The sequence below is a fragment of the Pseudomonas sp. ZY71 genome (assembly GCF_036542145.1).
GTDB lineage: Bacteria > Pseudomonadota > Gammaproteobacteria > Pseudomonadales > Pseudomonadaceae > Aquipseudomonas > Aquipseudomonas koreensis_A.
On record NZ_CP144274.1, the window covers coordinates 4743287 to 4757551 of the forward strand.

Below are 14265 nucleotides of genomic sequence, written 5' to 3' on the forward strand. Positions count from 1 at the left end.
TCGCGAGCAGGCTCGCTCCCACACTGGATTTGTGTCGTACACACACCCCATGTGGGAGCGAGCCTGCTCGCGAAGGCGTCCGCTCAGACACCCTCAATTTTCGCCAATGCCACCCGCAACCGCGCCGCACTCTCGCGCTGACAATTCAACTGCACCCGCGCAAGCCCGAGCCAATCTGCCATCTGCCGCAAATTCACGGCCAGCGCCAACATCCCTTCTTCATCCAGCCCCGGCTCTTCCTCGTGCACCGCATGCACCGCCAACTGCCCCGCCGCCCGCTCGGCGCGCAAATCAACCCGCGCAGCAATCCGCTCGTTGTGCAAAAACGGCAACACGTAATAGCCGTAAACCCGCTTGTCCTGCGGCGTGTAAATCTCCAGCCGATAGCGAAAATCAAACAACCGCTCAGTCCGGCTGCGCTCCCAGATCAATGAATCGAAGGGCGACAACAACGCACTGGCCAACACCTTGCGCGGGACTTTCGGCTCCGGCAGGCAATAAGCGATCTGTCGCCAATCAGCGACTTCGCACATCTGCAATTGCCCGGCCTCGACCAGTTCCGCCAGACGGGGACGCGCATCCGCCGGATTCAGCCGAAAGTAATCACGCAGGTCTTTTTCAGTACCAACGCCCAGCGCCCGTACCGCATGCAGCAACAGCCCGCGCTGCGCCTCCGCTTCATCCGGCAACGCCTGTTGCAGAATCGATGAAGGAATTACCCGCTCCGGCAAATCATACAAACGCTCAAAACCACGCCGCCCCGCTACCGTCACTTCGCCCGCCGCAAACAACCATTCCAGTGCATGCTTTTCCGCGCTCCAGTCCCACCATGGCCCGGCCTTGTCTTCGCGAGTCGACAAGCTGCCGGCGCCCAGCGCGCCCTGCTCTTCCACCGAACTCAACACCCGGCGAACAACGTCCTGCTGCTCGCGACCGAATTTCGCCAACTGCTGATAAATATCCTCGCCGCGCCTGGCTCGCTGCATCCGCCAAGCCATCAACGGATACATCGACAGCGGCAGCAATGACGCTTCATGCCCCCAGTATTCAAACAGCGTACGACGTCGCCCCGAACTCCAGGCAGCCTGGTCGAGCAAATCAGAAGAATAGGAACCGAGACGGGAAAACAGCGGCAGGTAGTGCGAGCGCACCACGGCGTTGACGGAATCGATTTGCAGCAAGCCCAGCCGTTCGATCAGCCGGTTGACGTGAGCGGCTTTGACCGTCGGCGGCTGGCGCCCGTTGAAGCCTTGGGCTGCCAGCGCCAGTCGTCGCGCCTGTTTGAGGGAAAAGGATACTGTTGCGGGCATGAGCATCTCCTTGTCTGCTCGCAACCTACCTCACTGGAAGTGGGTTTGTGTAGCGCTCTGCTGATCATTTATGCAACGGTCATTTATGCATCGGGTCATCCCAGAACGGCCGCACGGCTTCGTGTTCAACGTCGGCACGACTGACGCCGATGTCCTTCAACGCTTCGTCACTCAAACTGGCGAGCAACTCGCGTTCACGGTGCAGTTCGTACCAGCGGCTAAACTTGTGCAGCAGGTCGGAAACGATATGGCCGTGGCCGGAAAATTTTGCTTCGTCTACATACTCTCTTTGACCTTTCATCGTGTTGCCTCCTTTGTGGATGGCTCAAGTCTCGCGCCGGCGCTAAGATCAATCCAACGAATGTTTCTGATGGCATGCATCACGGAGATTCATCAATTGTCGGCCTACCCCAGTATCGATACCGATGTCCTGCGCACCTTCGTCGCGATTGCCGATCAGGGCGGTTTCACCCGCGCCGGCGAAATGGTCAACCGCACGCAATCGGCGGTGAGCATGCAGATGAAGCGTCTGGAAGAAGACGTGTTGCAGCGTCAGTTGTTCGAGCGCGACGGCCGTCAGGTGCGCCTGACCGCTGAGGGCCAGGTGCTGCTCGGTTACGCGCGGCGCATCCTCAAGTTGCACAGTGAAGTGTTCAACACCTTGCGCGAACCACACATGGTCGGCACGGTCCGCATCGGTACGCCGGATGATTACGTGATGCGTTTTCTGCCGGGGATTCTGTCGCGGTTTGCGCAGTTCTATCCGTTGATCCAGATCGAAGTGCATTGCGAGTCGACCAAACAGCTGTTGCAGCGCACTGACCTGGACTTGTCGATCGTTACTCGCGAACCGGGCAACGAGATCGGCCAGTTACTGCGCAAGGAACGGTTTGTCTGGGCCGAGGCGCAGAATTTCAGCGCCCACGAACAGACGCCATTGCCGCTGGCGATGTTCAACAGTGATTGCTTCTGCCGCTTGTGGGCGTGCAATGCGCTGGATGCGATGGGCCGCGACTATCGCATCGCTTACAACAGCACCAGCCTTTCGGCATTGATGGCGGTGGTCAGCGCCGGTTTGGCGATCACCGCGCAACTGGAAAGCCTGATCACCCCGGACATGCGCATTCTCGGCGCCGACCAAGACCTGCCGTTGTTGCCGGAGGCTAGCATCATGCTGGTGCGCAACCTGAACAATCCGTCACCGATCACCGAGTGCCTGGCCGAGCACATCGTCGAAGGCTTTAAACTTTAAATGCGAGCATCACCGCACACAGCACCAGGAAACCGCAGAACAGCCCGCGCAGGAGTTTTTCCGGCATGGCGTGGGCGACTTTCACTCCCCAACTGATGCTCGCCAGACCGCCGATCGCCAGTGGCAGACCGATCATCCAGTCCACTTCGTGGTGTACCGCGTAAGTCACCAAGGTCACGCCGGTGCTTGGCAAGGCCAGCGCCAGCGACAGGCCTTGGGCGACGACCTGCGTGGTACCGAAAAGGCTGGTCAGCACCGGCGTCGCGACCACCGCCCCACCGACACCGAACAATCCGCCCATGGTGCCGGACGCCGCGCCAAGCACGCCAAGCCAAGGCCAGGAATAACGCATTTCGGAAGTCGCAGCGGGTTGCTTGCCGAACATCTTCAGCAGGTTGTACACCGAGAGCACCACGAGGAAAGCGACAAAGCCGATGCGCATGGTTTGCGCATCGATGCCCACCGCCCAGATCGAACCGATCCAGGCAAAGCAGAAGCCCATCACCGCCAAAGGCAACGCATGCCGCAGTTCGATGCGATTGCGCTGGTGATAACGCCACAGCGCCAGCATCACGTTCGGCACCACCATGACCAGCGCGGTGCCTTGGGCGATCTGCTGATCCAAGCCAAACCATACGCCAAGCAACGGAATCGCGATCAAACCGCCACCGATACCGAATATTCCGCCGAGTGTGCCGAGGGCGGCGCCAAACAGCAGGTACAACACAAACTCCATCACGGCCAATTCCTCTTACGTCAGGCGAATCATCCTACGCAGTCGCGGCTGGCGGGGAAACGCACAGCAACGCACAATGGCTATGCCGATTTCGCACAAGCGTTGAGCCGATATGAATCCCAATCAATTGACCGATCAACTCGGGCTGTTTCTCGATGTGCTGGAGAGCGGCAGTTTTTCTGCCGCTTCGCGCCGTCATCCGCTGACACCCTCGGCCGTGGCGCGCCGGATCGACAGTCTGGAAAGCGCGGTCGGCAGCCAGTTGTTTGTTCGCAGCACCCATGCCGTACGCGCGACGCCAGCCGGTCTGGCGTTCGCCGAACGCGCCCGGCGCATTGTCGCCGAGTTGCAACTGGCGCGGGCCGAAGCCGTATCGCTGAGCAGTGCACCAGAAGGTTTGATTCGCATCGACGCCCCCGCCGCGTTCGGACGCCGACATCTGGCGCCGGTGATCGCCGACTTTCTCGTGCTCTACCCGGGGCTGGATGTGCAACTGCACCTGATCGACAGTTTCGTCGACATGGGCGGCTCGAACCTGGGCAAAGTCGATCTGGTGCTGCGCGCCGGACAAATGGCTGACACGCGATTGGTGGCCACGCCCTTGGCGAGCATGGTGCGTATTGCCTGTGCCAGTCCGGACTATCTCAAACGCCGTGGTGTGCCCGGCAGTCCGGCGCAACTGAGTGAGCATGATGGCCTCGACTGGGAAGGCCTGGCCCCGCCCTTCGCCTGGCGCTTCGAGCAGGACGGGCAGATGCAATTGCACCGCCCGGCGCGCATCCGCATGAGCGCCAACAATGCCGAGGCCTTGGTCTGCGGCGCCTTGGCTGGCTTGGGCATCGCACATCTGCCGACATGGCTGGCCAGCGAATACCTGCTGCGCGGCGAATTGCTGCCGCTGTTCTGCGAAAACGGCCTGCCGAAACCGGAGTCCACCGGGATCTACGCGCTGCGCATGGAGCTACAAACCAACTCGCGCAGCCGCCTGCTTCTGGAATATCTCAAGACCCGCTTCAGTCCGGTGCCGCCCTGGGATCTGGCGTTGCAACGGGACTTGGAACGACATTAGATCCAGAGAATTATCTGGCGCATTAAAGATTCGAGCGCTAGATTCATGGCCATCACCGATCAAGGCTTTGACATGACTTCCGAACGCGACACCTGCGACGACCTGCTCCTCGACAATCAGGCCTGCTTCGCTCTGCATTCCACTTCGCTGATGATGACCAAGGTCTACAAGCCATTGCTGCAAGCCTTGAACCTGACTTATCCGCAATATCTGGCGATGATGGTGTTGTGGGAGAAGGATGGTTTGACCGTCGGAGAAATCAGCTCGCGGTTGCTGACCGATCCCGGCTCGTTGACGCCGCTGCTCAAACGCCTGGAGGCTGAAGGCTTACTGAGTCGCACGCGCAGCCGTGAGGATGAGCGCGTGGTGATTGTCGAGTTGACGGAGCAAGGCCGCGCGTTGAAAGAAAAAGCCCAGACGGTCCCGCAATGCATCCTCGGCGCCAGCGGCTTCTCTCTGGAACGCCTGCAAAACCTGCAAGCAGAGCTGCAGGCACTGCGTAGCCATCTACAGAACAGCCTGATCTAAGACCCACCAATCCCTGTAGGAGTGAGCCTGCTCGCGATAGCGGTGGTTCAGTCAACTCACAAGTCGACTGAACCACCGCTATCGCGAGCAGGCTCACTCCTACATATGATCTCGTCGTCTGAAGAATATTTTTCAACGCCTGATCTCCCCGCCATCCCCTCTAAATCGCACTTTTCAGGCTGACAGAGCGATTCGCCGTTTTGTCGAAACGCAGATCTCTCAAAAATTTATCTTGCGCACTAAATATTCGCGCGATACATTCACCTCGCACTTACTTAGCGCGCAAACAATTAGCGCAACAAATCACACCTACGAGGCTCACACCATGCAAACTCTCTACACCGCAATCGCAACTTCCACTGGCGGCCGTGATGGTCGTGCGATCTCCAGCGACAACGTTCTCGACGTCAAACTCGCCACCCCGAAAGAACTCGGCGGTGCCGGCGGCGCGGCGACCAACCCAGAGCAACTGTTCGCGGCTGGCTACTCGGCCTGCTTCATCGGCGCTCTGAAATTCGTCGCCAGCCAGACCAAACGCAAAATCCCTGACGATGCCTCGATCACCGCTCATGTCGGTATCGGTCAGATCCCTGGCGGTTTCGGTCTGGACATCGACTTGCACATCAGTCTGCCGGGGCTGGAACAGGCCGACGCGCAAGCGTTGGTCGACGCTGCTCACCAGGTCTGCCCGTACTCCAACGCCACCCGTGGCAACGTTGATGTGCGCCTGCACGTCACCGTTTGAAGCCATACGCAAATTCCAATGTAGGAGTGAGCCTGCTCGCGATAGCGGTTGAGTCAGTCAATGTAGATGTCGACTGGAATGACGCTATCGCGAGCAGGCTCACTCCTACAGGGGATCCTGCGGCGTGACACATATCGCAGGCACAAAAAAGCCCGACTCAATGGTCGGGCTTTTTCTTTCCGCAAAAACCAGTGCTTATTTGGCACGGCCTTTGTAGGAACCGCCTTCGCGGGTGTCGATTTCGATCTTGTCACCGATTTCGATGAAGTCGGCAACTTGCAGCTCGGTACCGTTAGCCAGCTTGGCTGGCTTCATGACTTTGCCGGAAGTGTCGCCGCGAGCCGAACCTTCGGTGTAGTCAACTACGCGCACGATGGTGGTCGGCAGCTCTACGGAAACCAGACGCTCTTCGAAGAAGATCGCTTCGCAAACATCGGTCATGCCTTCTTCAACGAAAGGCAGAACAGCTTCGATGTCTTCAGCGTTCAGCTCGTACATGGTGTAGTCAGTGGTGTCCATGAACGTGTAGGTGTCGCCGCTGATGAAGGACAGGGTCGCTTCTTTGCGGTCGAGGATTACGTCGTCCAGTTTGTCGTCAGCGCTGTAAACGATCTCGGTCTTGTAACCGGTCAGCAGGTTTTTCAGCTTGGTCTTCATGATCGCGCTGTTACGGCCCGACTTGGTGAATTCAGCTTTCTGAACCAGCCAAGGATCGTTCTCGAGACGGATCACGGTACCGGGTTTCAGTTCTTTACCAGTTTTCATTGCGAATATCCGAATTTGGATGGGATTTACAAAAATCTAGGCCGCGTATCATATCCAATTTAGGTAAAACTGTACCAGCGCTGCGGCAAGATCGGCCTGCAAGCCTTGTTCCAGACACCACGCTTCGGCGTTTTTCTGCAGTTCTGGCCAATGATTACGGGCGGCGAGCCAGTGTTCGCCGATGGGCTGACCGGCGCTCCACGCGCGCCAGAGACCGTTCATCGCCTCGGCAGCGGCCGGTGACAGGCCTTTTGTGTAGAGCACGAGGAAGGCGTCGAGCTTGTCCAGATGGATGTCTTCGTCCTGCTGATAGATGTGCCACAGCATCGGCCGCCCCGCCCATTGCGCACGAACGAATGAATCTTCACCGCGCACCGCGTTGAAATCACAGCACCAGAGCAAGTGGTCATATTGATCCTGTCGGACGAACGGCAGCACTTGCACGGTGAGCGACTGATGCACATGAATCGCACCGACCGCCAGGGCTTCCACCTCGAGCCAGCGCGCCACATCGCCAAGAATCCGCCCTTCCGGTACCAGCAGATGAGTCGGTGCAGCGTCCGCCGCCAAAACGTCCAGCCAACTGGCCAGCCCGGCATTCTCGTAGGCAAACAGCGAAATCAGCTGCGCCTCGGGCGCGCGATCGATGCCCAGGCCTTGCAGGAATTGTCGCTGCGCCTCGGGATCCTGTTGAAACTGCCGACGCTGCTCAAGCAATCCACGCTCACGCAGCAAACCGCCAGTACCGGGCTGGAAGCCGGGGAAAAAGAAGATTTTTTGCACCGATTTGTATTTCACCGACGGCAGACCGTGGCAACCGACAACCCAGTCTTCAGCGCTGAGATAGTCGAGGTTCATCCACAGCGGCGGCTGTTCACGCCCGGCCATCGCGTCCATGTAATCACTGGGTAACTGACAGGCAAACGCGGCGATCACCACATCCGCCGCATCTGTGTGCAGCCACTCAGCCGGCCAGTGCCGCACTTCGACGCCTTGTTGCGATTGCTGTGCGGCGTTGATATCGATCGCCGGGCAAATGCGTTCGAATGCGCGCAGATCATCGACCCACAAGCGCACCGCCAGACCGTGTTCGGCCGCCAATTGTCGGGCCAGACGCCAGGTCACGCCGATGTCGCCAAAGTTGTCGACCACCGTGCAGAAAATATCCCAGCGGGGTTTCACTTCCGACATTCAAGACTCCCGTTGGCAAAAGCTGCGATTGTCCGCATAAATGACCTCGCGCAGAAGAGCCGACGGCGATTAATCTTCGTGCGACAATCGCCACTTGTCCGCAATCACCCGCCAGGAGGCAGCCATGCCCTACCGTCCCAATCCGCGCCGGCCGTTGCCTGTTCAGCTTAGTGCGCTGCATTTGACCGGCAGCATTGCCCTGGGCATGTGGCTGGGCTTTGTCGCCATTGCGCTGACCTGCTGGCTGCTGTCGCAGTTTGTCTTCAAAGAACAACTGGCACCGGTTGCTCAGGCGGTGCAGCAACTGGCTAATCCGCCGGCCGTGCAGGTGCAGCCGGATATTCCGCCGCCAAGCCCAATGTTCGAACAGTACGAAGAAAACCTGCGCAAGAACGAACAGCAGGCGCGTCTGGATCAGGCACGCGGCAGCACGCGTAATCTGTCCAATCCAAAATGCCAGTTCTGGTTGCAACAGGATCAGACGGCTCCAAGCGAAAAATCCCGCGCCAACGTTTTGCAATTCTGCGATTGATCGTGAACAAACACACGGTTCACCAACTGATTCTCGACAAACTGCGCGTCGATCTCGACATCGCCGAACGTGCCGCGCAAACCGCTTACGAAACCGCGACTCACGAAGAAAACATCGCCGAAAACAAGTACGACACGCTGGGTCTGGAGGCGTCGTACCTGGCAGCCGGGCAAGCGAAACGGGTCGAGGAAATTCGTCAGTCACTGGCGCTGTGTCAGAACCTGACGCTGCGTGCCTATGACGGAAATCGCGGCATTGAAGTCGGCGCCCTGCTCGGCCTGGAAGACGAAAAGGGTCGCGAGCAATGGCTGTTTCTGGCGCCGGATGCGGCAGGGCTGAAAGTCGATGTGGTCGGTCAGCCGATAACCGTCATCACCCCGCGCTCGCCGCTGGGCAAAGGTCTGCTGGGCAAGTGCGAAGGCGATGAGGTGGAGATTCTGGTGGCGGGCACCCGGCAACAGTTTGCTGTCACCGAGGTGCTTTGAGGCAGTAAATCAGTGAACCGGCAGTTCGACGCCGTCGAACAGCTCTTCCAGTTCCTGCTTGTTGTGGCACTGAATGGCTTTGGCCATGACTTCGCGGGTCAGGTGCGGGGCGAACTTCTCGATGAAGTCGCACATGAAACCACGCAGGAAAGTGCCGCGACGGAAACCGATTTTGGTAATGCTCGATTCGAACAGTTCGCTGGCATCCAGCACCACCAGGTCGTTGTCGAGTTTGGTGTCGACCGCCATTTTAGCGACGATGCCCACACCCAGGCCCAGACGTACGTAGGTTTTGATCACGTCGGCGTCGGCCGCGGTAAACACCACTTTCGGTGTCAGACCACGATGGCTGAAAGCTTCGTCGAGTTTCGAACGACCAGTGAAACCGAACACGTACGTCACGATCGGGTATTCGGCCAGTGCTTCCAGGGTCAGCTTCGGCAGCTTGGTCAGCGGGTGGCCCTGCGGCACGACCACGCAACGGTTCCAGCGGTAGCACGGCATCATCACCAGATCGCCGAACAGCTCCAGCGCTTCGGTGGCAATGGCAAAATCGACAGTGCCGTCAGCAGCCATTTCGGCAATTTGCATCGGCGAACCCTGGTGCATGTGCAGCGCCACGTCGGGGTATTGCTTGATGAAATTGCTGATCACCGGCGGCAGTGCATAACGTGCCTGGGTGTGGGTGGTGGCGATCGACAGAGTGCCTTTCTTCTCGTTGGAAAATTCCTGGGCGATCTGTTTGATGCTTTCGACCTTGCGCAGAATCTCACCGGCAGTGGTGATGATGCGCTCGCCGGCCGGGGTCACGCGGGTCAGGTGCTTGCCGCTGCGGGCGAACACTTCGACGCCGAGTTCGTCTTCCAGCAGGCGGATTTGTTTACTGATGCCCGGTTGCGAGGTGTAAAGGCTTTGGGCTGTAGCGGAAACGTTGAGGTCGTGGTGCGCCACTTCCCAGATGTAGCGCAATTGTTGAAGCTTCATATGTATCCCTCAAAGCAGGTAGACGCCACGGGCATCAGCGACGGTATATAACTATATTAATGGTTTGGAGAATAAATCTAGAACTTTTTTATCAAAGCGCCATTATTCCTGCCTTAGCGATCCTCCCGCCGCCGACGCTCCACTAACGGCACCAGATAAACCGGCACCTTGGCCAATTGCAGGACCCGCGCCGCCGTGCGCCCCAACGGCGTTTCCGCGCCCACCCCGTGGCTATGACTGCCGACGATCAGCAGATCGACAGAGAGTTTCTGCACCTGGTCGAGAATCACCTGCGACGGATCGCCCTGCAGCACGCGCACGGCACGAATGCGCTGCAGATCCTGCTCGCCTTCATCCCCCAGTTCTTCGCGAAAACTGTCGAGCACCCGCTGCTCGATATTGGCAATGACAGTTTTCAGACCCTGGCTATGAAATTCGTTCAATGCCTGCTCGTCGAGGTAACTCTGCAATACCGATTCGGCAAACAGCCCCATCGGCTCCACCGCGTGCACCACGTACAGATCGGCATTGAACGTTCGCGCCAACGCCAGGGCATGCTGCATCACTAACGGTGCGTACAGACCGAGGTCAGTGGCATACAGCATCGAACGAATCATATGACCTCCTCGCGTGCCAACATGGCGGAGATTTGATTCAGCTTAGCAGTGCCTTGGCGACTACGACGGGCGACGCAACGTCTTGAAGCACGTAGGCTTTAGACCGACGGTTCGTTGCTGATGCCGTGCGGCACGTGGCCGGTGGCAACGACTTCGCGGGCGAGTTCGCAGTGGCCGGCCTGATCGTCGAAAAACACGTCGGCGGCAAACGCTTCGAGGAATGCCGATTTGGTCAGGCCGCCGAGGAACAGTGACTCGTCGAGGCGAATGTCCCACTCACGTAAGGTGCGGATCACCCGTTCATGGGCCGGCGCCGAACGCGCGGTGACCAGCGCCGTGCGGATCGGGCAATCGTCATCGGGAAACTCGCGCTGTAACAGATTGAGCGCTGCCAGAAAACCTTTGAACGGCCCACCGCGCAAAGGCTCACGAGCTGCTTCGCGCTCTTTGGCCTGAAATGCTTCCAGCCCGCCGGACTGATAAACGCGCTCCGACTCGTCGGAAAAAATCACCGCGTCACCGTCGAAGGCGATGCGCAATTCGTCGCTGGCCGCACGACTGGCGCCACCGGACAGAATCGTTGCAGCGGCGAATCCGGCGTCCAGCGCCGCGCGCACGTCTTCGGCATGGGTCGAAAGAAACAGGTCGCAACCAAAGGCTTTCAGATACGGATACGGACTGCGCCCGCCGACAAACGCCGCGCGGGAAATCGCCAGACCGTAATGGTGAATCGAGTTGAACACGCGCAGGCCGGTGTCGGCGCTGTTGCGCGAGACCAGAATCACCTCGACCCGCGCACGGCCGAGGCGACTGTTCAGGCTGAGGAGTTTTTCCACCAGCGGGAAGGCGTCGCCGGGCGCCAGGATCTCGTCTTCGTGTTCGATCTGATATTGCCGATAGGCTTCGACGCCGCCCGACAGATAGACCTTGTGGCTCTCGCTCAGGTCGAACAAGGCGCGCGACGAAATCGCCAGCACCAGTTTGTCATCGATGTTCTTGGCCATGCCTTCCCCCCAGAGCGACCGGCTTAAACGTTGCGCCGGTCGATAAAACTCAAATTGCGATACAACGCTTCGATTCGCGGTAACTCACAACCCGCGGCTTTCGCTGCCGCCAGCGGCCGAGCGTAGATCGCTTGCAGCTCCAGCGGGCGTTTGTGTAAAAAGTCGTGGTACATGCTCGGCCAGTAGTCGGGCATCTTCTCGGTCATCATGAACAGATAGTCGGCGTATCCCGGCGGCACGTCATGGCCGCACGCCTTGGCGCCCTGCACCACTTCGGCCATCAACGCCTGGATCAACGCGCGGCTGTCCGCATCGGCCATCAGCGGTGTGGTGCTGGCGCCGAGCAGAACCGAAAGTCCGTTATAAGGAATATTCCACACCAGTTTCTGCCAGCGCGCCTGCCGCAGATTGGGCATTGCCTGGGAATCGATCCCGGCAGCGCGGAACAACCCGGAGCCCTCCTCGACAATCGCCATGCGCGCGCCATCATCCATGGCCGGGCCGCTGTGATAGCCAACGTTGACCGCGCCGAGCGCCTGATGGGTGACTTGTCCAGGCCCCTCGCGATGCACACAGATCAGGCACAAACCGCCCAGCAGGTGCAGGGAATCGGGGAGCAGATCACGCAAGCTGTCTTCGACGTCGAGACCGTTTTGCAGGACCAGCACTTTCGCATCGGGTTTGGCCGCTTGAATGATCGACGGGGCCAGGCCGGCGTTGCTGGTGGTTTTTGCCCCCACCAACAGCCAGTCGCATTTGGGCATGTCTTCGGCCGACGAATAGGCCTGCGCCGGATGCAACGTCAGCGGGCCATGCACCGCGCTGTTGATTTGCAGACCGCGCTCGGCCACCGCTGAAAACTCGCTGCGCAACAGAAAGTGCACATCGAAACCGGCACGCGCCAGCATCACACCGTAGAACCCCCCAATTGCGCCGGTACCGATAATCCCTACGACCGGTTTATTCACTGCCCCCATCATGGCAACTCCTCTGCAATTCGATCCAGTGCCTGCGCCAGCGCTGCGTTCAGCGCATCGGCCGTCAGGCGCGTGTGCAATGCCCCAAAGAACTCACCGTCGCGCACCACAAACAGCGCCGGCAAATGAAAGACCTGATAACGCTCGACCAACCCGCCGTTGTCACCGGCATCGATCCAGCACAGGCGATCGATGGCCAACGCCATAGCCGGCAACACTTCGCGGGCATAACGGCAACTGGCGCAGCCGACACTGGTGAAAATCACCAGCGAAACGCCGCTCATCGCCAATAGCCGTTGATCGGCGTCGAAATCGGTCAGTTCGGAATCGACCACTATACTGGGGGAAACAATGTCAAATGACCGACACAGGGAGTCTGTGCTCATGGGACGTTTCATTCCTCATCCGGACGAGGTGCCGGTTGAATTAACCTTGCTCAAGCCTGAGTGTATTTCCAGGCAACAGCTGCACACTATCAGCCTCGGCGGCATCGCTTGCAATTACCACCGTGCCTGGCGCCATGGCACAGCGCTGCAAGTGCGCATGCCGTCACTGAATGCCGACATTTGTTATCCGGGCTACGTGGCGTGGTGCCTGCGGCGCAAAAAAGGCTATCTGGTGGGCATCGCGTTTACCGATGAGCAGACGCTGTTCAGCGCGCGAATGGGTGAGCAAGTGTGTCAGATCGAGCGCTACTGCCGCATGCACGACACCCACGATGACCTGCAAGAAATTCAGGCGGTGGCCCTGCAATGGGTCGAGCAACACGCCGACGAGTTCTCCCACGACAGCGTGCGCAAGGCTTTCGCCCAGCCAGTGCTGGACTGACCGTCTTCTCTAAACCGTTACATGCCCATTGTCGAGCAGGCGCTTTACGCGCTAAGGTTCCGCTCCCCGACGCGCTTAAATCTGCTGTGCTCCGCCGCGCGGGGATCGCTGGCGGCCGGCACCCGTGACCTGACGAGTAAACGATGGCTGATTTACCGATCAACGACCTAAACGTCGCCTCTAACGAGACCCTGATCACTCCCGATCAGCTCAAGCGTGATATCCCTCTGAGCGATGCTGCCCTGCGCACCGTCACCAAGGGCCGCGAAGTCATTCGCAACATTCTTGATGGCACCGACCACCGTCTGTTCGTAGTGATCGGCCCATGCTCGATCCACGATATCAAGGCTGCCCACGAGTACGCCGATCGCCTCAAGGTGCTGGCGGCGGAAGTCTCCGACACCCTGTATCTGGTCATGCGCGTGTATTTCGAGAAGCCACGCACCACCGTTGGCTGGAAAGGCCTGATCAACGATCCGTACCTGGACGACTCGTTCAAGATCCAGGACGGTCTGCACATCGGTCGTCAGTTGCTGCTGGATCTGGCCGAAAAAGGCCTGCCAACCGCCACCGAAGCCCTCGACCCGATCTCCCCGCAGTATCTGCAGGACCTGATCAGTTGGTCGGCGATCGGCGCACGTACCACCGAATCGCAGACTCACCGGGAAATGGCTTCCGGCCTGTCCTCGGCCGTCGGCTTCAAGAACGGCACTGACGGCGGTCTGACTGTGGCGATCAACGCCTTGCAGTCGGTGTCCAGCCCACACCGTTTCCTCGGTATCAACCAGGAAGGTGGCGTGTCGATCGTCACCACCAAAGGCAACGCCTACGGTCACGTGGTGCTGCGCGGTGGCAACGGCAAGCCGAACTACGATTCGGTCAGCGTGGCCCTGTGCGAACAGGCGCTGGACAAGGCGAAGATCAAGCCGAACATCATGGTCGATTGCAGCCACGCCAACTCCAACAAGGACCCGGCCCTGCAACCACTGGTGATGGAAAACGTCGCCAACCAGATCCTCGAAGGCAACCAGTCGATCATCGGCCTGATGGTCGAAAGTCACCTGAACTGGGGCTGCCAGGCGATTCCGAAAGACCTCGCCGACCTGCAATACGGCGTGTCGATCACCGATGCCTGCATCGACTGGTCCGCCACCGAGAACACCCTGCGCAGCATGCACGCCAAGCTCAAGGATGTTCTGCCGAAACGCCAGCGCAGCTGATCAGCGTTTTACAGGCATAAAA

The 14265-nt window shown here is 59.2% G+C and carries 18 protein-coding genes; 8 read left to right on the top strand and 10 right to left on the bottom strand.

From position 1 onward, the window contains the following. Nucleotides 1-83: 83 nt before the first annotated feature. Nucleotides 84-1310 (bottom strand): winged helix-turn-helix domain-containing protein, encoded by a 1227-nt coding sequence (locus tag VY732_RS20950; RefSeq protein ID WP_331691659.1) that lies wholly within the window; start codon nucleotides 1308-1310, stop codon nucleotides 84-86. A gap of 79 nt (nucleotides 1311-1389) precedes the next feature. Further along, on the bottom strand, nucleotides 1390-1611 hold the full coding sequence (locus VY732_RS20955; protein WP_016985493.1) for a DUF1127 domain-containing protein: 222 nt from the start codon (nucleotides 1609-1611) through the stop codon (nucleotides 1390-1392). Nucleotides 1612-1707: 96 nt separating this feature from the next. Here VY732_RS20955 and VY732_RS20960 point away from each other — a divergent pair, with 96 nt between their 5' ends. After that, entirely contained in the window at nucleotides 1708-2562 is an 855-nt protein-coding gene (locus tag VY732_RS20960; RefSeq protein ID WP_172680137.1) for a LysR substrate-binding domain-containing protein, read from the top strand. Here the strand turns inward: VY732_RS20960 and VY732_RS20965 are convergent. Then, nucleotides 2552-3298: a sulfite exporter TauE/SafE family protein gene (locus tag VY732_RS20965; RefSeq protein WP_123595280.1), complete on the bottom strand. Its 747-nt coding sequence runs from the start codon at nucleotides 3296-3298 to the stop codon at nucleotides 2552-2554. The two genes, VY732_RS20960 and VY732_RS20965, sit on opposite strands and share 11 nt — an antisense overlap. 112 nt (nucleotides 3299-3410) lie before the next feature. Between VY732_RS20965 and VY732_RS20970 the strand changes: the two genes are divergently transcribed. The 3 genes from VY732_RS20970 to VY732_RS20980 all read left to right on the top strand — a co-directional run bounded on the left by VY732_RS20970 (nucleotide 3411) and on the right by VY732_RS20980 (nucleotide 5640). Beyond that, the gene (locus VY732_RS20970; protein WP_331691660.1) at nucleotides 3411-4367 is read left to right on the top strand and encodes a LysR family transcriptional regulator; all 957 of its coding nucleotides are present in this window, start codon (nucleotides 3411-3413) and stop codon (nucleotides 4365-4367) included. 72 nt (nucleotides 4368-4439) lie between these two features. Then, complete coding sequence (locus VY732_RS20975; RefSeq protein ID WP_177412577.1) at nucleotides 4440-4895, top strand: MarR family winged helix-turn-helix transcriptional regulator; 456 nt, start codon at nucleotides 4440-4442, stop codon at nucleotides 4893-4895. 325 nt (nucleotides 4896-5220) lie between these two features. Then, complete coding sequence (locus VY732_RS20980) at nucleotides 5221-5640, top strand: organic hydroperoxide resistance protein (RefSeq protein WP_077573935.1); 420 nt, start codon at nucleotides 5221-5223, stop codon at nucleotides 5638-5640. A gap of 195 nt (nucleotides 5641-5835) precedes the next feature. Here the strand turns inward: VY732_RS20980 and VY732_RS20985 are convergent, their stop codons facing one another. Together VY732_RS20985 and earP are read right to left on the bottom strand one after the other, a co-directional pair. Next, on the bottom strand, nucleotides 5836-6405 hold the full coding sequence (locus VY732_RS20985) for an elongation factor P (RefSeq protein ID WP_007908599.1): 570 nt from the start codon (nucleotides 6403-6405) through the stop codon (nucleotides 5836-5838). 48 nt (nucleotides 6406-6453) lie between these two features. Further along, on the bottom strand, nucleotides 6454-7596 hold the full coding sequence (gene earP, locus VY732_RS20990; RefSeq protein WP_331691661.1) for an elongation factor P maturation arginine rhamnosyltransferase EarP: 1143 nt from the start codon (nucleotides 7594-7596) through the stop codon (nucleotides 6454-6456). A gap of 124 nt (nucleotides 7597-7720) precedes the next feature. Here earP and VY732_RS20995 point away from each other — a divergent pair, with 124 nt between their 5' ends. Then, nucleotides 7721-8128: a hypothetical protein gene (locus VY732_RS20995; protein ID WP_331691662.1), complete on the top strand. Its 408-nt coding sequence runs from the start codon at nucleotides 7721-7723 to the stop codon at nucleotides 8126-8128. Between the two features lie 2 nt (nucleotides 8129-8130). Continuing rightward, the gene (locus VY732_RS21000; RefSeq protein WP_331691663.1) at nucleotides 8131-8613 is read left to right on the top strand and encodes a GreA/GreB family elongation factor; all 483 of its coding nucleotides are present in this window, start codon (nucleotides 8131-8133) and stop codon (nucleotides 8611-8613) included. Nucleotides 8614-8622: 9 nt separating this feature from the next. Here the strand turns inward: VY732_RS21000 and cysB are convergent, their stop codons facing one another. From cysB to VY732_RS21025, 5 genes are all read right to left on the bottom strand, one after another. Then, a complete protein-coding gene (gene cysB, locus VY732_RS21005; protein ID WP_007908591.1) occupies nucleotides 8623-9597 on the bottom strand; it encodes an HTH-type transcriptional regulator CysB in 975 nt (324 codons plus the stop codon). Nucleotides 9598-9710: 113 nt separating this feature from the next. Beyond that, complete coding sequence (locus VY732_RS21010; RefSeq protein ID WP_016985500.1) at nucleotides 9711-10214, bottom strand: universal stress protein; 504 nt, start codon at nucleotides 10212-10214, stop codon at nucleotides 9711-9713. A gap of 98 nt (nucleotides 10215-10312) precedes the next feature. Then, entirely contained in the window at nucleotides 10313-11218 is a 906-nt protein-coding gene (locus VY732_RS21015) for a 5'-nucleotidase (RefSeq protein WP_077573939.1), read from the bottom strand. Between the two features lie 23 nt (nucleotides 11219-11241). Then, nucleotides 11242-12198 carry a putative 2-dehydropantoate 2-reductase gene (locus tag VY732_RS21020; RefSeq protein WP_116030525.1) on the bottom strand — a complete coding sequence of 319 codons (957 nt, stop codon included), beginning with the start codon at nucleotides 12196-12198 and terminating at the stop codon, nucleotides 11242-11244. After that, nucleotides 12195-12581 carry a thioredoxin family protein gene (locus tag VY732_RS21025; RefSeq protein ID WP_077573941.1) on the bottom strand — a complete coding sequence of 129 codons (387 nt, stop codon included), beginning with the start codon at nucleotides 12579-12581 and terminating at the stop codon, nucleotides 12195-12197. The genes VY732_RS21020 and VY732_RS21025 overlap by 4 nt, the downstream gene beginning before the upstream one ends. On the opposite strand from VY732_RS21025, the gene VY732_RS21030 reads away from it, so the two are divergent. Together VY732_RS21030 and VY732_RS21035 are read left to right on the top strand one after the other, a co-directional pair. Beyond that, nucleotides 12580-13023: a PilZ domain-containing protein gene (locus tag VY732_RS21030; RefSeq protein WP_034155250.1), complete on the top strand. Its 444-nt coding sequence runs from the start codon at nucleotides 12580-12582 to the stop codon at nucleotides 13021-13023. The two genes, VY732_RS21025 and VY732_RS21030, sit on opposite strands and share 2 nt — an antisense overlap. 143 nt (nucleotides 13024-13166) lie before the next feature. Continuing rightward, the gene (locus VY732_RS21035; protein ID WP_016985505.1) at nucleotides 13167-14243 is read left to right on the top strand and encodes a 3-deoxy-7-phosphoheptulonate synthase; all 1077 of its coding nucleotides are present in this window, start codon (nucleotides 13167-13169) and stop codon (nucleotides 14241-14243) included. The last annotated feature ends 22 nt before the right edge of the window (nucleotides 14244-14265 follow it).

What these genes read in the sequence shown, in the direction of transcription:
- VY732_RS20950 (WP_331691659.1), bottom strand. Translation starts at nt 1,310, where the DNA reads ATGCCCGCAACAGTATCCTTTTCCCTCAAACAGGCGCGACGACTGGCG.
- VY732_RS20955 (WP_016985493.1), bottom strand. Translation starts at nt 1,611, where the DNA reads ATGAAAGGTCAAAGAGAGTATGTAGACGAAGCAAAATTTTCCGGCCAC.
- VY732_RS20965 (WP_123595280.1), bottom strand. Translation starts at nt 3,298, where the DNA reads ATGGAGTTTGTGTTGTACCTGCTGTTTGGCGCCGCCCTCGGCACACTC.
- VY732_RS20970 (WP_331691660.1), top strand. Translation starts at nt 3,411, where the DNA reads ATGAATCCCAATCAATTGACCGATCAACTCGGGCTGTTTCTCGATGTG.
- VY732_RS20975 (WP_177412577.1), top strand. Translation starts at nt 4,440, where the DNA reads ATGACTTCCGAACGCGACACCTGCGACGACCTGCTCCTCGACAATCAG.
- VY732_RS20980 (WP_077573935.1), top strand. Translation starts at nt 5,221, where the DNA reads ATGCAAACTCTCTACACCGCAATCGCAACTTCCACTGGCGGCCGTGAT.
- VY732_RS20985 (WP_007908599.1), bottom strand. Translation starts at nt 6,405, where the DNA reads ATGAAAACTGGTAAAGAACTGAAACCCGGTACCGTGATCCGTCTCGAG.
- earP (WP_331691661.1), bottom strand. Translation starts at nt 7,596, where the DNA reads ATGTCGGAAGTGAAACCCCGCTGGGATATTTTCTGCACGGTGGTCGAC.
- VY732_RS20995 (WP_331691662.1), top strand. Translation starts at nt 7,721, where the DNA reads ATGCCCTACCGTCCCAATCCGCGCCGGCCGTTGCCTGTTCAGCTTAGT.
- cysB (WP_007908591.1), bottom strand. Translation starts at nt 9,597, where the DNA reads ATGAAGCTTCAACAATTGCGCTACATCTGGGAAGTGGCGCACCACGAC.
- VY732_RS21010 (WP_016985500.1), bottom strand. Translation starts at nt 10,214, where the DNA reads ATGATTCGTTCGATGCTGTATGCCACTGACCTCGGTCTGTACGCACCG.
- VY732_RS21015 (WP_077573939.1), bottom strand. Translation starts at nt 11,218, where the DNA reads ATGGCCAAGAACATCGATGACAAACTGGTGCTGGCGATTTCGTCGCGC.
- VY732_RS21020 (WP_116030525.1), bottom strand. Translation starts at nt 12,198, where the DNA reads ATGATGGGGGCAGTGAATAAACCGGTCGTAGGGATTATCGGTACCGGC.
- VY732_RS21030 (WP_034155250.1), top strand. Translation starts at nt 12,580, where the DNA reads ATGGGACGTTTCATTCCTCATCCGGACGAGGTGCCGGTTGAATTAACC.
- VY732_RS21025 (WP_077573941.1), bottom strand. Translation starts at nt 12,581, where the DNA reads ATGAGCACAGACTCCCTGTGTCGGTCATTTGACATTGTTTCCCCCAGT.
- VY732_RS21035 (WP_016985505.1), top strand. Translation starts at nt 13,167, where the DNA reads ATGGCTGATTTACCGATCAACGACCTAAACGTCGCCTCTAACGAGACC.